The organism is Flavobacterium humi (assembly GCF_004745595.1).
GTDB lineage: Bacteria > Bacteroidota > Bacteroidia > Flavobacteriales > Flavobacteriaceae > Flavobacterium > Flavobacterium humi.
This window is the reverse complement of sequence record NZ_SRLH01000002.1, coordinates 327,529-346,998: the sequence shown is the minus strand read 5'-3', so window position 1 is coordinate 346,998 and position 19,470 is coordinate 327,529. Positions and strand designations below refer to the sequence as shown.

Below are 19,470 nucleotides of genomic sequence, written 5' to 3'. Positions count from 1 at the left end.
GGCTGTTTTTTTAATCCTTGGTGTTGTTCTGGTAAAGATCCAATAAGTGGCGGGCTGCGGCAAAAGGGGAAATTTCGCTGTTTTGCACCGCTTTTTTATTCTCTTCCAAAAGTTTCTGGATTTCCGGATGATTGTAAAAATTGGTCTTTAATTGCTCATTGATGGTTTCCAAAAGCCAATATTGGTTTTGCTCGTTCCTTTTTTTGTCAAAATAACCGTTTGCCCGAGTCAGGGAAAAATAATCGGAAATGGTTTGCCAGACTTCTTCGATTCCTTCGTTAGCCAAAGCACTGCATGTAGTCACTTTTGGCGACCATCCGGAGTTTTTCATCGGGAAGAGGTGTAATGCCCGGTTGTATTCGGTTTTGGCCAGGCGTGCCCGTTTGATATTATCGCCATCGGCTTTATTGATGACAATCGCATCGGCCATTTCCATAATACCGCGTTTGATGCCCTGCAATTCGTCACCGGCGCCAGCCAGGTTCAACAATAAAAAGAAGTCAACCATACTGTGGACCGCCGTTTCGCTTTGGCCGACACCTACTGTTTCGATCAGGATGGTATCAAAACCGCAGGCTTCACAAAGAATGATGCTTTCCCGTGTCTTGCGAGCCACACCGCCTAAACTTTCACCCGAAGCGCTCGGGCGTATGAAAGCGTTTTCGTTCCTCACCAATTCTTCCATACGGGTCTTGTCGCCCAATATGCTTCCATGCGAAATCGAACTGCTTGGGTCTACGGCTAAAACAGCTACTTTTTTACCAAGATTCGTTAAAAAAGTACCAAATACTTCTATAAATGTACTTTTTCCCACTCCGGGAACACCAGTTATTCCTATCCTCACAGATTTGTTGGCATGTGGCAAACAGGCTTTAATGACGTCATTGGCTTTTTCAAGATGTGCGGCACTAGTGCTTTCCACCAGTGTTATCGCCCGGCTCAAAGCGGTTTTATCACCTGCAAGAATCCCGTTGACCAAATCATCTGCAGTAGGGATTTTTTTCCGGAAAGACTGGATTTGCGCTACAGAAGAGGCGCTGATAATTTCAGGTTGTTCAATGCCGTCGTTTTCCGTTAATGCCGAAGGATGTGTTTTTTTTTGTGCCACAGGAATAAATTGTGGAGTAAAAATAAGCAAAAAGTGCCCAATGTTCAAGAAGAAATCAAGATTGTCCCGTTAGATTTTCTCCGGGTTATTTTAGAAAGCTTTTGATTGATGGCAGAAGAGAATACCCAAACATCATAATCGGCTAGCGCATTTGTAATTATCTTTTGTAATTGCTACTTTTACTACACAATTTTAAGACCATGCAAATCACTTCCGAAATACTGCAAAAACTAATAGACATTGCAGGTAAAACCTATGTTTTTACAGATGATGAAACCCGTAACCATTATGGGCATGACGAGACTGAAGATTATATTTTCCCACCGGGAGTTGTGGTAAAACCGGGCTCTGCAGAAGAAATTTCAGCGATCATGGTTTTGGCCAATGAATATAAAATTCCTGTAGTGCCTATTGCTGCCAGGACAGGCCTTAGCGGAGGCGCATTAAGCATCCATCAGGGTATCGGGCTGGCGATGGACCGTTTCAATAAAATCCTCGAAATTGACGAGCAAAACCTTCAGGTTACGACCGAACCGGCTGTAATTACGCAAATATTGCGTGAAACCGTGGCTGAAAAAGGCTTGTTTTATCCGCCGGATCCCAGCAGCCAGGGAAGTTGCTGGATAGGAGGGAATGTTGCCGAAAATGCCGGTGGCGCCCGTGCCGTAAAATATGGCGTTACTAAAGATTACGTGCTGAATTTAGAAGTGGTTTTGCCCAATGGAGATATTATTTGGACCGGAGCCAATACCTTAAAAAACTCAACCGGGTACAACCTGACACAGCTTATGGTTGGAAGCGAAGGAACGCTGGGGATCATCACTAAAATTGTCCTGAAATTGTTGCCGTGCAATTCGCATAATGTATTGATGCTGGTGCCGTTTTACCAGGCAAGTCAAGCCTGCGAAGCGGTTTCGGCGATTTTTAGGGCCGGGATCGTACCAAGTGCCCTTGAATTTATGGAAAGAGATGCTATTGATTGGGCGGTGCGATTTGTAGAAGGCATCAGTGTTACGATACAACCCGAACACCAGGCACACCTTTTGATTGAAGTGGACGGAAATTACCCGGAAGTACTGATGCTCGAAGCGGAAAAAATCATGGGTGTCGTTGAGCAATTCCAAATTGATGAAATCCTTTTTGCCGATACGGATGAACAAAAAAATGCCTTATGGAAAATGCGCCGCGGCGTTGCGGAAGCAGTTAAATCGAATTCCATATATAAAGAAGAAGATACGGTCGTGCCTAGGTATGAACTGCCTAAATTGCTGCAGGGAATAAAAGAAATCGGGAAAAAATATGGCTTTAAATCGGTTTGTTACGGCCATGCCGGCGATGGCAACCTGCATGTGAATATCATTAAATCGGATATGACTGATGCTAATTGGAAAACGGAAGTCCCTAAAGGTATCCGTGAAATCTTCGAACTGACAGTTTCACTCAAAGGGACTTTGTCTGGAGAACACGGGATTGGGTTCGTTCAAAAAAACTATATGGATATTGCTTTCAGCGAAGTCCAGTTGCAGTTAATGAGAAATATAAAAAGGGTTTTCGATCCCAACAATGTATTGAATCCGGGAAAAATATTTCCGGACAGCCTGGATTAGCCAGGTGTAATTGTAGTATAAAAAAGAACCCCGATGTATTGTATATCGGGGTTTGTTTTTAGATCACGCCAGTATCGGTAGCCATGTTCAGGTATCGTTCTTTTATGATTTTGATATGCCGAAGCTCATGCCCGGCAATGTGGTAAGCCAGCGCCCGGACTGTCCTGTTGTTGATGTTCCCGACACTCGTCCCGTCGCGCATGAATGCTTCTTCGGGAAACCCGTTAAACATGGCAATGGTCGCATTGCGGACAGCTTCGTATTCTTCAAATATATTTTCCAGGCTCCTTTGGTCCGCATCAGAATAAAAAGCATAATCATCCTGCTCGAATCCGTTGAGTTCGGTTTTGTCAAAACGAGCATACCGCAAGGCCCTGTAGGCAAAAATCCTTTCATCATCAATAATATGCACCAGGATTTCCTTGATGGACCATTTTCCTTCCGCATAACGATGGTAAAGCATTTCTTCGGGAAGCCCGTAAATGAATTTTTTGATTTTGATGAAATTGTCTTTCATGTGCTGCAATACTAAACCGTCATCTTGTAATAATTCCATATAAATCCTGGAATAGGGTGGGTATTCGCCTTTTTTTGGTTTTGGGATTGTTCTTAATGTTGTCATTTTCTAAAATTTTTCAGACCAGCCTTTGGCCAGTTTTCCTATGGGTAATAATAAGTCAAATAATTCTTTACCGAAAGGCGTAAGAGCGTATCCGTCAAGGGTTCTTTCGATAATATGGGCACTGGTGAGTTCCTTGAGCCGTACGTTTAAGGTTGTTGGGGAAACGGTCTCACATCGGTTTTGAAGTTCCCTAAAGGTACAGCTTCCTTCATTTAGGTTCCAGATGATGCCCATGGCCCAGTTTCTGCCTAATAAATCAAAAAGTGCCATAATGGGCTGGCCGGATTTCGAACCTCTTACGGGTTTTCCAGGAATGGGTAATGCCATGGTTTTATATTTTTGTCAAAGCTACATAAAATGTAGCAACACTACAAATTATGTAGCGTTTTTTATTTTTTATCTCTTTACCGAAGGAAGTAGTATCTTTGCTTAAAACCTGCAATAATGAAAATAAATCCTAAAATTGGCATTGGCCAACTCGTTTTTGGTATGAAACAAAAAGATGTCGTGGCACTTTTCGGCAATCCTGACAAACAATATAAAGACGATGACCAGAATATCATTTATGTATACAACAATCACAAAATGAGGCTGACTTTTTATGATGACGAGGATTTGCGTTTTGGCTATATCATCAGTTCCAATCCTGATCTTGAGTTGTTTTCCGAAAAAATAATAGGGAAATCAGGGAGCGATGTGGAACAGCTTTTGAACAATAAAGGCATCAAATCGATAGAGAAGGAAAGTTTCGATACCGTTGAGAACTACTTCAATGAAAGCAATTGGATGATTTTCCAGGTAGAATACGACCAAGTGATCCGTTTTGAACTGGGTGCGGTTTTTAACGATAAGGATGAATTCGACTGGAAATTCAAAGCATAAAAAAAAGCTCCCAAACGGGAGCTTTTTTATTTATTAGCAAGGCTATATTATTTTTTCGGTGCCGGGTTTGCCGGTGTTTTTGGCGCAGGCATAGCTTCAAGCAATTCCAGTTCGAAAACCAAATTGGCATTCGGAGGGATAATCCCACCAGCGCCTTGAGCTCCATATCCTAAATTGGACGGGATGAACAAGACCGCTTTATCACCCAAAGACATTTTTTCCAATCCTTCCAGGAATCCCGGAATCAATCCGTCTTTTCTTCCCGCCTGGAAAGGGAAAGGCTGGTATCCGTTTTGAGCGGCTCTGTTAGGATCAAATTTCCCATAATCCTTGTTTACATTCTCATAACTTGAGTCAAATAAGTCACCGTTTTCGAAATATCCGGCATAATGAACATAAACGGTTGTACCGGCGGCAGGTTTTTGGCCTGAACCTTTTTGTACAATATTGTATACCAAACCGGATTCTGTTTTTGTACCGGCGTTTTTAACGGTTGCAAAATAAGCAACTTTATCGATTTTGACTTTTGCTGTTTTCGCATCCTGTGCTTTTTTAGCGGCAGCTTCCACCTCAAAATGAGCTTTGAAAACTTTAGCGGCATCAAACTTTTTCGCTTTGGCACCTCTTCTGATGATGGTCACTTTTATGATCTGGTCGTCCTGTGCAATTTTATTCACAACATCCTGGCCCGTTACAACATGCCCGAAAACAGTATGGCGCCCGTTGAGGTAATTTGTTTCTTTATGGGTAATGAAGAACTGGCTTCCGTTGGTTGCAGGTCCTGAATTGGCCATTGCCAAAACACCTTCTTTGTCCATTTTAAGGTCATCCCTGAACTCATCTTTAAATTTGTAACCCGGTCCGCCTGACCCGTTTCCGTCAGGATCTCCTCCCTGAATCATGAAGTTGGCGATAACCCTGTGGAATTTCAATCCGTCATAGAACGGTTTCCCTGCAAATTTCTGGCTCACTAAAGTGTTTTTACCTTCGGCAAGGGATACGAAATTGGCCACGGTTACCGGCGTTTTTTCGTATTCTAATTGTAGTAAAATTTTTCCTTTGCTGGTTTCCATCTCGGCATATAAGCCATCAGGCAGTTTGTCATGCTCGGAATTGCAGGAAAAGAAAAGTGCAAAAAAGCTAAAAAATAAACTTATCATTCGATTCATTGTTAGTTAATAATTAATATTTATGGTTATTCAATTTTAATTTCGTTTTCAGGTTTGAAATCATTCAGGGTCACGGTACACATCAAAGGTTTGTTGGTGCCTATTTTGTTGTTGTCGCCATGGTATCCGAAAGCCATGTGGGAAGGGAAAAGGAAGGTTACTTTTTCACCTTTTTTCATTAATTTGATGCCATCGCTGAGCCCGATCATGATGTTTTGCTTGTCAACCAGGTAACGTTGTGGTTTCAATTCGTTCTGGCTGTAAATGATATTGCCGTTCAGGTCCTTGATTTCATAGTCGAAAAAAGCAACATCTCCCTTGATAGGTTTTGCCGTTTCACTGTCGTTTTTCTTGTGGTAGCAATACCAGTATCCTTTTGTAGAAGAAATATAATCGGCAGCGGTGTCTTTTTTGATGATGGCCTCGATAATGTTTTCCTCGCTTTGGTTGAGTTTTTTATTGCGCTCGACAGATTGTTTCATAAATTCCCCCGAAGCATGTGAAATAGGCCTGCGCGGCTCCTGTTTTGGAGTGCAGCAGGTGGCCAGGTTCATTCCGAGCAATAAGCAGCCCGCTATTTTCAATAATTTCATAATCGTTATTTTTTTACTTCTTTGACAATCCTTTCAAATTCGGCTACGGTTTCCTGTAACGGCCTGACCGATTTTCCTCCGGCCGCATTCACGTGCCCTCCGCCTCCGAAATAATTCCGGGAAAACTGGTTCACGTCAAAACTGCCCTGGGAACGGAAAGATATTTTTACAATGCCTTCGTCCTTATTTTCGATAAAGATAGCAGTTAAATCGATACCATCAATAGTAAGGCCATAATTTACAATTCCTTCCGTATCGCCCTTCTGGTAATTGAAATGGTCCAATTCTTCCTGTGAAAGCGTGATGTAAGATGTTTTGTATTCCGGCATGAGTTTCATGTTCTGCAAAGCACGGCCCAGCAGCTGCAGGCGGTTGTAGGAACTGGTGTCGAACAACTGGTTGTGGATGGCGCTGTTTTCAATCCCGAGATCAATCAGGTCTGCCACCACGCGATGGGTTGTACTGGTTGTTGCCGGGAAACGGAAAGAGCCCGAATCTGTTACGATACCGGTGTAGATACAGGTAGCGATTGTCTTATCGATAAGGCTTTTCAGCCCTAATTGTTGTATGAAATGATACACCATCTCGCAAGTCGAACCGTAGCTGGTATCTGAAAAAGTATATTTGGAAAAACCATCCGGGAATTGGTGATGGTCTATCATGATAAAGGTTTTGTCCAGGGCTTTCAATGTCGGTTCCATAATATCGCCAACACGGTGAAGCGCATTGAAATCGAGAGCAAAAATAAGGTCCGATTCCTGCAATCTCCGGGTACAGTTTTCGGTGTTTTTCTCAAAAACCATTACTTTTCCGGAAGACGGCAGCCAGGCCAGGAAATCAGGGAATTCATTCGGTGAAACCACCACGGCGTCATGTTGCTGCTTGAGCAGGAAATGGTACAAGGCCAGGGTAGAGCCCATTGCGTCGCCGTCCGGATTGCGGTGCGGGATAATGGTTATTTTCTTTGGGGAAGCCAATAGTGCTTTAACGGCTTCAATGTCAAGTGCATTCATCATGATGCGAAAATACAGATTTTAGTTTGAATTATTTTGGTAAAAAAACCTTAAAATGAAACGTATTTTTTTGAATCGGTTTCCCAAAAATTAAATCTTCCATATTTAAAGTATAAAAAAACTAATAAAATATTAAATTTTCGTTATCAAACATAAGAAAAGAAGGGCTGCTATTATAAAGAGTGCATCCGGCCTGAAAAAAAAATCTTCAATCTTTCAAACATTAAGGCTTTTAATTTTTACAGAAATGTCTATTTTTGCACATGCAACACAACGTCCTTATTTTAGATTTCGGGTCTCAATACACACAATTGATTGCCCGCAGAGTTCGCGAATTAAATATCTTCTGCGAAATCTTTCCTTTTGATAAAATCCCTGAAGATTTATCCAGTTACAAAGCCGTTATCCTTGGTGGAAGCCCTTTTTCAGTCCGTTCTGAAGATGCGCTGCACCCGGACCTTACCAACATACGCGGTAAAATGCCTTTATTGGCGGTTTGCTATGGTGCGCAATACCTGGCCCATTTTTCGGGTGGGGAAGTTGCGGCTTCCAACACACGCGAATACGGCCGCGCGAATTTGACTTATATTAAGGAAAACGAAACGTTTTTTGAAGGCGTAAGCCCTAATTCGCAAGTGTGGATGTCCCATAGCGACTCCATCAAAGCCTTGCCGACGAACGGGGTACGCATAGCAAGCACCTACGATGTGGAAAATGCTGCCTATAAGATAGAAGGTGAAACAACTTACGCAATCCAGTTCCATCCGGAAGTGTACCATTCGACTGATGGGAAACAAATGCTGGAGAACTTTTTGGTGAAAATCGCCGAAGTCCCGCAAAATTTCACACCGAATGCTTTTGTGGAGGAGATCGTAGCTGAGATGCAGGAGAAAATCAAAGACGAAAAAGTAGTCCTTGGCCTCTCCGGCGGTGTAGATTCTACAGTAGCGGCGGTTTTGCTCAACAAGGCCATCGGCAAGAATTTATATTGTATTTTCGTGAATAACGGATTGCTTCGTAAGAACGAATTCAACAACGTTTTGGAACAATACAAAGGTATGGGGCTGAACGTAAAAGGAGTTGATGCCTCGGATAGGTTCCTCTCTGAACTGGCTGGTGTTTCCGATCCTGAAACCAAACGCAAAATCATCGGCCGTGTTTTTATCGAAGTTTTTGACGACGAATCGCACCTTATTGAAGATGTGAAATTTTTGGCACAAGGGACGATTTATCCGGATGTTATCGAATCAATTTCGGTAAAAGGCCCTTCGGCAACGATAAAATCACACCATAATGTAGGTGGTTTGCCGGATTATATGAAACTGCAAATCGTAGAACCGCTACGTATGCTTTTTAAAGATGAAGTACGAAGAGTAGGAGCCACTTTAGGGATAGATCCTGAATTGCTGGGCCGACACCCGTTCCCGGGACCTGGTTTGTCGATCCGTATCCTGGGCGATATTACCCCTGAAAAAGTACAGATATTACAAGATGTAGACGCTGTTTTTATCGAAGGGTTGAAATCGCACGGTTTGTATGATAAAGTTTGGCAGGCAGGAGCGATCCTGCTTCCGGTAAACAGTGTAGGGGTTATGGGGGATGAGCGTACCTATGAAAAAGTCGTGGCGCTCCGTGCCGTAGAATCTACAGACGGAATGACTGCTGACTGGGTGCATTTGCCTTATGAATTCCTGATGAAAATTTCCAATGATATCATCAATAAAGTAAAAGGAGTGAACAGGGTTGTGTACGATATCAGCTCAAAACCACCGGCAACAATAGAGTGGGAATAATAGTATACTAAAATGTTAAAAAAGCCGTTACTTATGTTTATATTGTAACGGCTTATTTTTTTTAAGGGAAATAAGCGGGCCGAAAAACAAATCAACCATTGAAACAAAATTACTAACCAACCCCATGAAAAAAATAGTACTCCTACTTTTGGGCGTGTCTAATATTGCGTTTGCCCAGCAAGAAAAATCGTTTAAACATACCGTGCTTCCGGGCGAAACGGTCGCCCAGATTTCCAAAAAATACAATGTTCCCGAGAAAGAAGTCCTGCAATGGAATCCCGGAGCCGAAAAAGGGCTGCAGGAAAATACCGTATTGGTCATTCCGAACCAGCAATCGATTTCTTACCTGCTCAAAAAAGCCGATGTGGATGCGGTAGTGTACACACAGCACCAGGTAACGGCAAAAGAGACTTTGTTTGGGATTGCCAAGCAGCATAATATTTCTGTGGAAGCATTGGAGAAAGCCAATTCGGAAATTCTCCTGAACGGTTTGAAAGAAGGCCAGACGCTTCAGATTCCGGGGCATAATACGGCACAGGCACCTTCTTCCGGCGTGACCGGGAACCTGCATGAAGTACAGCCCAAAGAAACGTTGTTTAGTATTGCCAGGATGTATAATGTTTCGGTTAAGGACCTGGATGAACTCAATGCCGAAAATTTGAAGGAAGGATTGAAGATAGGACAGAAAATCGTTATCCCGAATAAGAAAAAAACCATCAGCGGCGCGGCGCGGATTATCAATTCGGAAACCGTTTTCCATACCGTTTTGCCGAAGGAGACCAAATATTCGATTTCCAAAAAGTATGGCATCAGCATCGAACAGCTGGAAAGGCAAAACCCTGAAATCATTAACGGGCTGATAGAAGGCAATCAATTGGCCATCAATACTTCTGCCGTCAAGGCTAAAAATGAAAATGAAGAGTTGATGATTGCTTTGGCCGAAAAACAGGCCGCCGCCGAGAAAGCCAAAGGGCAGGCTGCCAAAATCGAGGACCTGGAAGACCGCCTCACCGTGCAGAAAGAGCTGAACAAAAAAATGGTTACACTCAATAAGTTGAATATCAACCTGAATGCGATTGATGAAACCAAAACAGGTTCTGTAGAAAAATTACGATTGGTATTGGACGCGAACAAAAAGATACAGGATGTCCTGATCGGCAAGCTGGATTCGTTGGCAACAACCATGGAAAATGACTTGGCAGACCTTAAAAACAAAGAAGTGGAAACGTTGGAGGAATCCAAAAAACTGGAAAAAGAATCCTATCAGAACATTGGTAAAACGAACGAACTGATCCTTCAGCTGAAAAAAGACCTGGCCGAAAACCGTAAGATTTACACCGGAATCATGTCTAAAGTACAACGCATCACTGTCCAGGAAAACCATGAATACAAGAAAAAAGTAAAAGAAAACCTCTCCAGCAATGACCTGGCTTCACTTTCGGCCATTGATAAATTAAGCGAAGGACAACTCGAAAGCGAGAAAAAAAATGAGCAATTGCTGGCTAAAATCGATTTAATCGGGTCGGAAAAAAATAACGAGCTGAAACGTAAAATTTCAAAAGCCACGTTTTATAGTTCTGAAGCCCGGGAATACGATGACAAACTGGCGTTGGTCAAGTTACAGCGTTACCAAAAAAATGCTGCGGCAAATGACAAGGATGTTGCTTCTGTGACGGGAGAAGCTCCAAATGCAGCCGATATCAGGAAAAACCTCAGTGCTAAAACCCTTGACCAGAACAAACTGACTAAAATAGAAGTCCTGCGCAACCTGAACGAGCCTGAAAACGGTTATTATTTGGTGGCCGGCGTTTTCCAGGAAGCAAAAGACCGTGATGCGTTCGCTATACAGCTGACAGACAGTGGCGAAACTAAAACCAGCTTCTTTTACAACGTGAACAATTTGTCGTATTACGTATACACTCAAATAGTGGGTACGGCCGATGAAGCTATTTTTGAATACAACCGGAAAGCAAATAAAGAATTATTTGGGAACCTATTTATTGTACAAGTCCAAAAGGAACAATAACTTTACGCGGTAAAAAATTAAAGGAGAATAAAATGAAATATCTGTTGATAGGATTGGTTTTTTTGGGTCTTAATACTGTCTTTGGCCAAAACCTGATTAAGCATAAAGTGGCTAAAGGGGAAACCATTAACCAAATCTCGAAGAAATATAATGTAAGCCTTCCGGATATCTATAAAATGAACCCTGACGCGCAAAAAGGGATTCAGGAAAATACTCTTTTGCTCATCCCGAACAAACCTGCGGCAACGGTAGCCAAAAAGGAAACGAAAGAAGCGAAAGAAACAAAAACACCCGCTTATGTAAGCCATGAAGTAGCTCCAAAGGAGACATTGTTTGGAATAGCCAAACAGTATAATGTCCCGATGGCTGATATTGAAAAAAATAATGCAGACCTCTTAAAAGACGGTTTGAAGACAGGAATGATCCTAACTATTAAAGGCAAACCTCCGGTGAAGAAAACAGAAGCGGTTGCCGTAAAACCTGTTGTCCAGAATAGTTCCAAAACTCCTGTTTACCACGAAGTGCTGCCTAAAGAAACCAAATACGGGATCGCAAAACAATACGGAATTACGGTAGAACAACTCGAAAAGCAAAACCCTGGAATTACCGGCGAATTGCCTATCGGGCAGAAATTGCTCATCACTGGAAAACAGGCTGTGGCGCAAGTACCAGTTCAGGAAACGGTAAAAAAACCGGAAGAAAATAACACGTATATAGTAAAACCAAAGGAAACATTATACAGCCTTTCCGCTCAATTTGGGATTACGCAGGAAGAACTTATCGCCTTGAACCCGGAACTGAAAAACGGCGTACAGGAAGGCATGACCTTAAAAGTCCCGGCTAAAACTATCGTTTCCCTCCCGAAAAGAGACTACAAGGACTTGACGAAGACCTTTGTAAAACAAGGCAACCGGAAATTGGCGTTATTGCTGCCGTTCAATTTGACAAAGCTGGACCAGGACACTTTAAATTCGACTAAAGCCCGCCTGAAAAAAGACAAATTCCTGAACATGACCCTTGATTTTTATGCCGGTGCTTTAATGGCTATAGATTCGGTTAATAAAATGGGTGTCAATGTAGATGTGACGATCCTGGATTCGGAAGAAACCAAATCTACCTCCAATATCTACAACCTGATCCAGAACAATAACCTGAAAAGCATGGATGCCGTTATCGGGCCATTTTACCAGAACAACGCTGAAAAAACCGCCGAATTGCTAAGCCAATCCAATGTGCCGGTGATTTCACCATTGTCCAAGGATTATGACAAAAAATACCCGAACCTGATCCAGGCGACACCTTCTTCGGACGACATCAAAAATGCCATGTTTGACTTTATGCATGCCGCCGGAGGGAATATCGTGGCTGTGGTCGATCCTAAAAAAATGTCCATCAGGCAGTATATTTCCGAGAACCATAAAGATGTCCAGTTTGCTAATTTCAATGAAAACAGCGCTCTTGATGTCGCCCAGTTGAAGTCACTCCTGGTTAAAGACAAGGTCAATTTCGTTATCATGGAAACCGAACGCACCAACCTGATTTTAAGTACGACCACCGCTTTGCAGAATGCGCTGGGCGAGTACCAGGTCCGTTTGGTGATTTTAGGGGAGAATGAAGCCCTTGATTACGAAGAGATTCAAATGAGCCGCCTGACCAAACTGAAAATGCACTATCCTTCGGTGACCCGGGTCAATGATTCGGAACAGGCTACTGCTTTTGAAACTAGTTTTAAAAAGAAAAACAGGGTTTATCCAAACCAGTTCGCTACACGCGGTTTTGACGTGACTTTCGATGTTTTGATGCGATTGGCACAAGAAAAACCATTGCTGGAAACCTTAAACGATGCCGCAACCGAGCAAGTGGAGAGCAAATTCTATTTTGTCCCTGATGCCAGCGGCGGTTATGCCAACAAAGGTGTTTACATTCTGTATTATGACACTGATTTAACTATAAAAGAAGCAAAATAATGACCTCTAAAGTAACCTATCTTGGCGATTTGAGAACATCGTCTGTCCACATTCAGTCAGGAACCGAAATCCTTTCGGACGCACCAACGGACAATAACGGGAAAGGGGAAGCATTTTCTCCTACCGATGCTGTGGCCAATGCCCTCGGGACCTGTATGATGACCATTATGGCCATTAAGGCAAGGGATTTGAATGTAGATTTAGTCGGTTCTACCATAGAAGTTACTAAAATCATGCAGGCAGAGCCGAGAAAAATAGCCAAAATCCAATTGGTGCTCCATATGGCAACAGCAGCCGATGAGAAAACAAAAACCATCCTGGAAAGGACAGGGATGAATTGCCCTGTTTTATTGAGCTTAAATCCGGATATCGATAAAGAAATTGCTTTTAATTGGAAATAAATATGGAATTCCTGACTTTTCAACGATTTGATAAGAAAGACGATATTCTTTCTTTTAGCGACATCCTGACACAAAATGGTATTGAATCATTTATTGAAGATACCGGAAATTCATTGGATTCCAATTTAGGGAACAGTCAATTTGCCATTGAATATCATTTAAAAATAAAGAAATCTGATTTTGAGAAAGCCAAAACGCTGGCGCAGGAAATTTCCGAAAAACAATTGGAAGAAGTAGACCATGATTATTTTTTATTTGGCTTTTCTAATGAAGAACTGAACGATGTTATCCTTAAAAAGGACGAATGGGGTGATTTTAATTTCGCCTTGGCCTTGAAGATACTCGAAGACAGAGGACAGAGAATTACTCAGGAACAAATAAATGACCTGGAAAAAGAAAGACTGACAGAACTTGCCAAACCTACAGGAATCCAGAAGGAATGGGTGTTGTTTGGTTATGCTTTTGCTTTTTTGGGCGGTGTTTTGGGGGTGTTGACCGGCTGGTATCTCATGACCCTGAAAAAAACACTCCCAAATGGGGAAGTTGTTTACAGTTATTTGCCTTCTGACCGCAAACATGGGAAAAAGATATTTGTCATTGGTGTTGTTTTTTCAATCATCTGGGCTGTCATTTGGATTGTAAAAAAAATAAAATAATTCAATAAACGACAGATAAATTTAGTGCTAAACCTGAATATAGGCAGTTAATTGTTTTTAATTGGAAGTAGTTTCGTTTATTTGCGGAAAATAAAATACTATGTTTAAAAATCCTTTCTCTTTTAAGGGAAGAATCAGGCGTTTAGAGTACGGCCTGAGTTATATCCTATGTTCTGTCATTCAGGTAGGTATTGAAGAAGTTTCCAAATTGGACGAAGGTTATGAATTGTTCAATTTCCTGCTTTTGCCTTTGTTCTGGTTTATTTTTGCCCAAGGAGCCAAACGATGCCATGACCGTGGAAATAATGGCTGGTACCAAATCATCCCCTTTTATATTTTGTATATGATTTTTGCCGAAGGCGAGGAAGGGGAAAACGAATACGGCCTCAATCCAAAAGGCATCGGGAACCGTTCTGAAATCGATGACATCGGAAAACCGGAATACGAATAATTTACCTTCGCACAGTGAATCACCACCAACAGCTTATCAAGCTTGCCCATACCAAAATGCCCTTCGGAAAATACGAAGGGTATTCTCTTATTGACCTGCCCGAATATTACGTGGTCTGGTACCACAACAAAGGTTTTCCGAAAGGACAATTGGGCGAACAACTGCAGCTGGTCTACGAACTCAAGCTCAACGGGCTAGAGGAACTGGTACGCAACATCCGCCGGAATTTCCCAAAGCCGTAAAACGCGGCTACCAGCTTTTATGCAATAGCTAAACTCTCTGCAAAGGCTTATTTCACTTCTGTGAATGTTTATTTTCCTTCTCACGCAGCTCATTTCCTTTCTCACATAGTATATTTCCCTCCTCAGATGGCTTGTTGCACTTTTGGAATTATCGGTTTCCACCTTAAATCAAGTAATCAAATTTAAAGTTTGTTTTGTATCTTCGGGGTGATTTTGGATTTGTAAATAAATGTAAAAGAGAGGGTTAAATCCGATACGTTAATTATTCGTTATTTTCCGAAAATCTCATAATCCAACAATCCAATAATCGAATTATAATTGTATTTTTGCGCGTTTTTAAACAACAACACAACAATAAACACAATACAATGAATCAAACGAAGTATATTTTTGTTACAGGAGGTGTGACTTCTTCTTTAGGAAAAGGGATTATTGCAGCTTCTTTAGCAAAATTATTGCAGGCAAGAGGTTACCGAACGACAATTCAGAAATTCGACCCTTACATCAATGTAGACCCGGGAACGTTAAACCCATACGAACACGGCGAATGTTATGTAACAGATGATGGTGCGGAAACAGATTTGGACCTAGGTCACTATGAGAGATTTTTAAATGTGCCTACCTCACAGGCAAACAACGTAACCACCGGAAGGGTATATCTTTCCGTTATCGAAAAAGAGCGCCGTGGCGAATTTTTAGGGAAAACAGTCCAGGTTGTCCCACACATCACCAACGAAATCAAGGAACGCATGCAGCTGCTTGGCAAAAGTGGCGACTATGATATTGTCATCACCGAAATTGGAGGGACAGTAGGGGATATCGAATCCCTTCCTTATATCGAATCTGTGCGCCAGTTGGTTTGGGAATTGGGAGAAAACAACGGGATTGTCATCCACCTGACTTTAGTGCCTTTCCTGGCTGCTGCAGGCGAATTGAAGACAAAGCCGACACAACACTCGGTAAAAGCACTGATGGAAAGCGGTATCAAAGCCGATATCCTGGTGTGCAGGACCGAATATGAGCTTTCAGAAGATTTGCGTCAAAAATTAGCGCTGTTCTGCAACGTAAAAAGAGAAGCCGTAATACAATCCATCGATGCTTCTACCATTTATGATGTCCCTAACCTGATGCTGGAAGAAGGACTCGATAAAGTGGCCCTGAAAAAACTGGATTTACCGGAAAAGACTTCTCCGGATTTGTCGCAATGGAACGAGTTTTTGCACAAACTTAAAAACCCTAAACACGAAGTGAATATCGGTTTGGTTGGAAAGTATGTAGAATTGCAGGATTCCTATAAATCTATTTTGGAAGCCTTCATCCACGCCGGAGCTGCAAATGAGACAAAAGTGAACGTCATCAGCATCCATTCGGAATATTTGGATGCCAAAACGGCAGAAAGCCAGCTTAAAAACCTTGATGGCATACTAGTTGCTCCAGGATTTGGAGAGCGCGGCATCGAAGGAAAAATAGAAACCGTACGCTATGCAAGGGAAAACAAAGTACCGTTTTTCGGGATTTGTTTGGGGATGCAGATGGCGGTAATCGAATATTCAAGAAATGTTTTGGGCCATTCGGATGCGAATTCTACGGAGATGAACGACAGTACTTCAAATCCTGTAATCAGCATCATGGAAGAGCAGAAAACAATTACAGATAAAGGCGGAACAATGCGTTTGGGTGCCTGGAAATGTGCCTTGAAGGAAAATACCCTGGCTTACAGCATTTACGGCAAAGCCAATATCCTGGAGCGCCACCGCCACCGCTATGAATTTAACGGTGATTACCTGGAAGCCCTTGAAAATGCAGGATTGAAAGCAACAGGAGTAAACCCTGACACTAATTTGGTAGAAATAGTGGAGCTGGAGGACCATCCGTTTTTTATCGGAGTCCAGTACCATCCGGAATACAAAAGTACGGTGGCCAACCCGCATCCTATTTTTGTAAAGTTCGTGGAAGCGGCCGTGCAACATAAGAAATAAAGGCATGATCATGCCATGATATAGGAGTTGAATGTTTTTTGGTAACAAACCAAACATTTTACAGACTAACAGAATGCTTACGCTTAAAGCCTAATGCTTAAAGCAAAATTAAATTTAAATGGAAAAGAAGAAATTAGATCTTAATTCAATTATTGGTTTTACCCTTATTTTCGGTATCATGATGTGGATCATGTATCAAAACCAGCCTACACAAGCTGAAATTGATGCTGAAAAAGCCAAAAAAGAACAAGTTGAAAATGCCAAAAAAGCAGAAACAGCTACTACTCCTGCAGTTGCTGCTGTCGCCACAGATTCGGCGCAATTGGCCAAAATGAAAACAACATTAGGGAATTTTGCCTATTCTGCCACATTGCCATCTGCGAAAGAGGGCTTTACAACCTTGGAGAACGAGGTGTTGACACTGAAAATTGCCAATAAAGGTGGTTATATTGCCGGTGTTACCCTTAAAAACTTCAAAAGGTTCTCTAAAGATTCAGGAAAATTAGTCGAATTGATTAAAGACAATAATTCAAGCTTGAATATCCAGCTTCAAACGCAGGACAACAGGATCTTAAGTACTAAAGATATGTTTTTTGAACCGACTTTATCAAAAGTGGGCAATGACCAGGTACTTTCAATGAAACTCAAAGCAGGAGCCAATGAATTCCTGGAATACAGGTATGTCCTGAAACCGAACGATTACATGCTCGATTTCGATGTGCAGTCACAAGGCTTGAGTAAAACCCTGAACAGTTCCAAACCATTGGATTTGGAGTGGGATTTGAAATCATACCGCAACGAAAAGAGCATTTCTTACGAAAACAGGTATGCTGATATCCGTTACGAATACGAAGACGGTAAAGTCAATAATGTAGGCGCCGGGAAAGACAGCGAGGAAACTCCTGAAAAAGTAAGCTATATTGCTTTTAAGCAGCATTTCTTTTCTTCTATTTTAGTGACAGACAAGCCGTTTGCAACCTCAAAACTGCATTCAAGCAATTTAGTGAGCGACGAAAAAATAGATACCGTTTTTACCAAACAATTCAAGGCAAATGTCCCGTTGGCATTCAGTAACGGCGAGATAAACTACAAAATGAATTGGTACTTCGGGCCTACGGATTATACTACTTTAAAGAAATACGAGAAAAACCTGGATAAGATCATTCCATTAGGTTGGGGTATTTTCGGATGGATCAACAAATACATCTTCAGTCCGTTGTTCAACTTCCTGACTTCTTATATCTCATACGGTATCGCCATTATAATCTTTACGGTTATTATAAAACTGGCCATGTCACCTATTACCTATAAATCGTTCCTGTCCCAGGCGAAAATGAAAGTATTGCGTCCTGAAATTACAGAATTGAATGAGAAATTCTCTAAGGATCCGATGAAAAAACAACAGGAAACGATGAAATTGTACAACAAGGCAGGGGTTAACCCGATGGCGGGCTGTATTCCGGCTTTGATACAAATCCCGTTCATGTATGCTTCGTTCCAGTTTTTCCCTTCTGCTTTCGAATTAAGGCAGAAAAGTTTCCTTTGGGCTGATGATTTGTCTTCTTTTGACCAGATATTCAAATTGCCTTTCAGGATTCCATTGTATGGAGACCACGTGAGTTTGTTCCCGATCCTAGCTGCCATAGCCATCTTTTTCTATATGAGGATGACCACCGGAGACCAGCAAATGGCCGCTCCGCAACAAGACGGTATGCCGGATATGGGCAAAATCATGAAAATGATGATTTATATCTCGCCGATCATGATGTTGATTTTCTTTAACAGTTACGGTTCCGGATTGAGTTTGTATAACTTTATTTCAAACCTGATCACCATCGGGATTATGTTTGTCATTAAAAATTATATTGTAGACAGCAATAAGATACATGCCCAAATTCAGGAAAACAAACTGAAAGAGCCTAAAAAACCAGGAAAGTTCCAGCAAAAACTGCAACAGGCAATGGAACAGGCAGAAGCGCAAAAAGCACAGCAAAAGAAAAAATAAAACAAAAAATCATCCGCAAAAAACGGATGATTTTTTTTAAGAAGATATACCAGAAAATAGCTCAATGTTCTCTTTTGCCTTTTGAAATAAAGCAGCATTTGAAATAAAAAGACTATTTTAGAGTTAATACATTATTCAACCTTATCAATCATAGACATGGCCATTATCAGAATCAAAACCCTATTTTTTTACATTGCACTCTTATCTTTTTCATTAGGATTTTCGCAAACCGAACCCAAAAACGAGGCCGTAAAAACACAGCCGGCCCCTAATGCCTTAGATAGCAAAGGAGAGCGCCACGGGTTGTGGAATGGTTTTTATGAAGATTCCAAATTGCTCCGTTACGAAGGGAAGTTCAATCATGGCAAGGAAGTAGGGCTGTTTACGTACTATGCAAACAGTGACAAGAAAATTGTCATGGCGACTCGGGAATTCGACGGGAAAGGTGGCGCGTACACTGTTTTTTTCGACGAAAAGAAGAATAAGGTAAGTGAAGGGAATATTATCAATAAACTACGCCAGGGTGCCTGGAAATACTACCATAAAGGAACCAAAGCCATTATGTCTGTTGAGAATTATGTAGATGATAAAATCGAAGGGATACGAAAAGTATTTTACACAAACGGCAAATTGGGGGAAGAAATACCTTATAAAAATAATCTTAAAGAAGGCGTAGCCAAAAAATACAACCAGGAAGGAAAGCTTATAGAGGAATCCACATTTGTCAAAGGATTGATGGAAGGGCCTTATAAAGTGTACGATGAAGCTGGGAATATTGTCATTACAGGTGCCTTCAAAAATGACAAGAAAAAAGGAATTTGGCAGTATTTTGAGAAAGGAAAATTGGTTAGGAAAATGAATGCGGATACCATAAATGGTTACGGAAAACCCAGCTTAAAAGTTAAAAAATAGTATATTTATCATTATTTTTAAGAAAATTTTAAAATCATAGTATT

18 protein-coding genes are annotated in these 19,470 nt (G+C 41.6%); 12 read left to right on the top strand and 6 right to left on the bottom strand.

Annotated features, from left to right (window positions below; all coding sequences use genetic code 11):
* Window positions 1-10: 10 nt before the first annotated feature.
* Window positions 11-1,108, bottom strand: coding sequence for a methylmalonyl Co-A mutase-associated GTPase MeaB (gene meaB, locus E4635_RS04410; RefSeq protein WP_169630198.1), 1,098 nt, complete (start codon window positions 1,106-1,108; stop codon window positions 11-13).
* 200 nt (window positions 1,109-1,308) lie between these two features.
* Here meaB and E4635_RS04405 point away from each other — a divergent pair, with 200 nt between their 5' ends.
* Complete coding sequence (locus E4635_RS04405) at window positions 1,309-2,715, top strand: FAD-binding oxidoreductase (protein ID WP_135525409.1); 1,407 nt, start codon at window positions 1,309-1,311, stop codon at window positions 2,713-2,715.
* A gap of 58 nt (window positions 2,716-2,773) precedes the next feature.
* Here the strand turns inward: E4635_RS04405 and E4635_RS04400 are convergent, their stop codons facing one another.
* Window positions 2,774-3,337: a DinB family protein gene (locus E4635_RS04400; RefSeq protein WP_135525408.1), complete on the bottom strand. Its 564-nt coding sequence runs from the start codon at window positions 3,335-3,337 to the stop codon at window positions 2,774-2,776.
* Between the two features lie 3 nt (window positions 3,338-3,340).
* Entirely contained in the window at window positions 3,341-3,664 is a 324-nt protein-coding gene (locus tag E4635_RS04395) for a winged helix-turn-helix transcriptional regulator (RefSeq protein ID WP_135525407.1), read from the bottom strand.
* 117 nt (window positions 3,665-3,781) lie between these two features.
* Here E4635_RS04395 and E4635_RS04390 point away from each other — a divergent pair, with 117 nt between their 5' ends.
* Entirely contained in the window at window positions 3,782-4,219 is a 438-nt protein-coding gene (locus E4635_RS04390; protein ID WP_135525406.1) for a hypothetical protein, read from the top strand.
* Window positions 4,220-4,266: 47 nt separating this feature from the next.
* Here the strand turns inward: E4635_RS04390 and E4635_RS04385 are convergent, their stop codons facing one another.
* Genes E4635_RS04385 through E4635_RS04375 form a run of 3 tightly spaced genes read right to left on the bottom strand, consistent with a single transcriptional unit; the run spans window position 4,267 to window position 6,997 of the window.
* Window positions 4,267-5,388, bottom strand: a complete 1,122-nt coding sequence (locus E4635_RS04385) for a peptidylprolyl isomerase (RefSeq protein ID WP_135525405.1) — start codon at window positions 5,386-5,388, stop codon at window positions 4,267-4,269.
* A gap of 26 nt (window positions 5,389-5,414) precedes the next feature.
* Entirely contained in the window at window positions 5,415-5,981 is a 567-nt protein-coding gene (gldI, locus tag E4635_RS04380; protein ID WP_135525404.1) for a gliding motility-associated peptidyl-prolyl isomerase GldI, read from the bottom strand.
* 5 nt (window positions 5,982-5,986) lie between these two features.
* Window positions 5,987-6,997: a DHH family phosphoesterase gene (locus E4635_RS04375; protein ID WP_169630197.1), complete on the bottom strand. Its 1,011-nt coding sequence runs from the start codon at window positions 6,995-6,997 to the stop codon at window positions 5,987-5,989.
* A 260-nt stretch (window positions 6,998-7,257) separates the two neighbouring features.
* On the opposite strand from E4635_RS04375, the gene guaA reads away from it, so the two are divergent.
* The 10 genes from guaA to E4635_RS04325 all read left to right on the top strand — a co-directional run bounded on the left by guaA (window position 7,258) and on the right by E4635_RS04325 (window position 19,426).
* Complete coding sequence (gene guaA, locus E4635_RS04370) at window positions 7,258-8,787, top strand: glutamine-hydrolyzing GMP synthase (protein WP_135525403.1); 1,530 nt, start codon at window positions 7,258-7,260, stop codon at window positions 8,785-8,787.
* Window positions 8,788-8,911: 124 nt separating this feature from the next.
* A complete protein-coding gene (locus E4635_RS04365) occupies window positions 8,912-10,813 on the top strand; it encodes a lytic transglycosylase (RefSeq protein WP_135525402.1) in 1,902 nt (633 codons plus the stop codon).
* Window positions 10,814-10,845: 32 nt separating this feature from the next.
* Window positions 10,846-12,780 (top strand): LysM peptidoglycan-binding domain-containing protein, encoded by a 1,935-nt coding sequence (locus E4635_RS04360; RefSeq protein WP_135525401.1) that lies wholly within the window; start codon window positions 10,846-10,848, stop codon window positions 12,778-12,780.
* Window positions 12,780-13,181: an OsmC family protein gene (locus tag E4635_RS04355; RefSeq protein ID WP_135525400.1), complete on the top strand. Its 402-nt coding sequence runs from the start codon at window positions 12,780-12,782 to the stop codon at window positions 13,179-13,181. Before E4635_RS04360 ends, E4635_RS04355 begins: the two co-directional genes overlap by 1 nt.
* A 2-nt stretch (window positions 13,182-13,183) precedes the next feature.
* Complete coding sequence (locus tag E4635_RS04350; protein ID WP_135525399.1) at window positions 13,184-13,837, top strand: hypothetical protein; 654 nt, start codon at window positions 13,184-13,186, stop codon at window positions 13,835-13,837.
* A gap of 100 nt (window positions 13,838-13,937) precedes the next feature.
* On the top strand, window positions 13,938-14,288 hold the full coding sequence (locus E4635_RS04345) for a DUF805 domain-containing protein (RefSeq protein ID WP_135525398.1): 351 nt from the start codon (window positions 13,938-13,940) through the stop codon (window positions 14,286-14,288).
* 14 nt (window positions 14,289-14,302) lie between these two features.
* The gene (locus E4635_RS04340) at window positions 14,303-14,530 is read left to right on the top strand and encodes a DUF3820 family protein (protein ID WP_262710628.1); all 228 of its coding nucleotides are present in this window, start codon (window positions 14,303-14,305) and stop codon (window positions 14,528-14,530) included.
* A gap of 368 nt (window positions 14,531-14,898) precedes the next feature.
* The gene (locus tag E4635_RS04335; RefSeq protein ID WP_135525397.1) at window positions 14,899-16,509 is read left to right on the top strand and encodes a CTP synthase; all 1,611 of its coding nucleotides are present in this window, start codon (window positions 14,899-14,901) and stop codon (window positions 16,507-16,509) included.
* 118 nt (window positions 16,510-16,627) lie between these two features.
* On the top strand, window positions 16,628-18,514 hold the full coding sequence (yidC, locus tag E4635_RS04330; protein ID WP_135525396.1) for a membrane protein insertase YidC: 1,887 nt from the start codon (window positions 16,628-16,630) through the stop codon (window positions 18,512-18,514).
* Window positions 18,515-18,670: 156 nt separating this feature from the next.
* Window positions 18,671-19,426 carry a toxin-antitoxin system YwqK family antitoxin gene (locus E4635_RS04325; protein WP_135525395.1) on the top strand — a complete coding sequence of 252 codons (756 nt, stop codon included), beginning with the start codon at window positions 18,671-18,673 and terminating at the stop codon, window positions 19,424-19,426.
* Window positions 19,427-19,470: the final 44 nt, after the last annotated feature.

What these genes read in the sequence shown, in the direction of transcription:
- E4635_RS04405 (WP_135525409.1), top strand. Translation starts at nt 1,309, where the DNA reads ATGCAAATCACTTCCGAAATACTGCAAAAACTAATAGACATTGCAGGT.
- E4635_RS04400 (WP_135525408.1), bottom strand. Translation starts at nt 3,337, where the DNA reads ATGACAACATTAAGAACAATCCCAAAACCAAAAAAAGGCGAATACCCA.
- E4635_RS04395 (WP_135525407.1), bottom strand. Translation starts at nt 3,664, where the DNA reads ATGGCATTACCCATTCCTGGAAAACCCGTAAGAGGTTCGAAATCCGGC.
- E4635_RS04390 (WP_135525406.1), top strand. Translation starts at nt 3,782, where the DNA reads ATGAAAATAAATCCTAAAATTGGCATTGGCCAACTCGTTTTTGGTATG.
- E4635_RS04385 (WP_135525405.1), bottom strand. Translation starts at nt 5,388, where the DNA reads ATGAATCGAATGATAAGTTTATTTTTTAGCTTTTTTGCACTTTTCTTT.
- gldI (WP_135525404.1), bottom strand. Translation starts at nt 5,981, where the DNA reads ATGAAATTATTGAAAATAGCGGGCTGCTTATTGCTCGGAATGAACCTG.
- E4635_RS04375 (WP_169630197.1), bottom strand. Translation starts at nt 6,997, where the DNA reads ATGATGAATGCACTTGACATTGAAGCCGTTAAAGCACTATTGGCTTCC.
- guaA (WP_135525403.1), top strand. Translation starts at nt 7,258, where the DNA reads ATGCAACACAACGTCCTTATTTTAGATTTCGGGTCTCAATACACACAA.
- E4635_RS04365 (WP_135525402.1), top strand. Translation starts at nt 8,912, where the DNA reads ATGAAAAAAATAGTACTCCTACTTTTGGGCGTGTCTAATATTGCGTTT.
- E4635_RS04360 (WP_135525401.1), top strand. Translation starts at nt 10,846, where the DNA reads ATGAAATATCTGTTGATAGGATTGGTTTTTTTGGGTCTTAATACTGTC.
- E4635_RS04355 (WP_135525400.1), top strand. Translation starts at nt 12,780, where the DNA reads ATGACCTCTAAAGTAACCTATCTTGGCGATTTGAGAACATCGTCTGTC.
- E4635_RS04350 (WP_135525399.1), top strand. Translation starts at nt 13,184, where the DNA reads ATGGAATTCCTGACTTTTCAACGATTTGATAAGAAAGACGATATTCTT.
- E4635_RS04345 (WP_135525398.1), top strand. Translation starts at nt 13,938, where the DNA reads ATGTTTAAAAATCCTTTCTCTTTTAAGGGAAGAATCAGGCGTTTAGAG.
- E4635_RS04335 (WP_135525397.1), top strand. Translation starts at nt 14,899, where the DNA reads ATGAATCAAACGAAGTATATTTTTGTTACAGGAGGTGTGACTTCTTCT.
- yidC (WP_135525396.1), top strand. Translation starts at nt 16,628, where the DNA reads ATGGAAAAGAAGAAATTAGATCTTAATTCAATTATTGGTTTTACCCTT.
- E4635_RS04325 (WP_135525395.1), top strand. Translation starts at nt 18,671, where the DNA reads ATGGCCATTATCAGAATCAAAACCCTATTTTTTTACATTGCACTCTTA.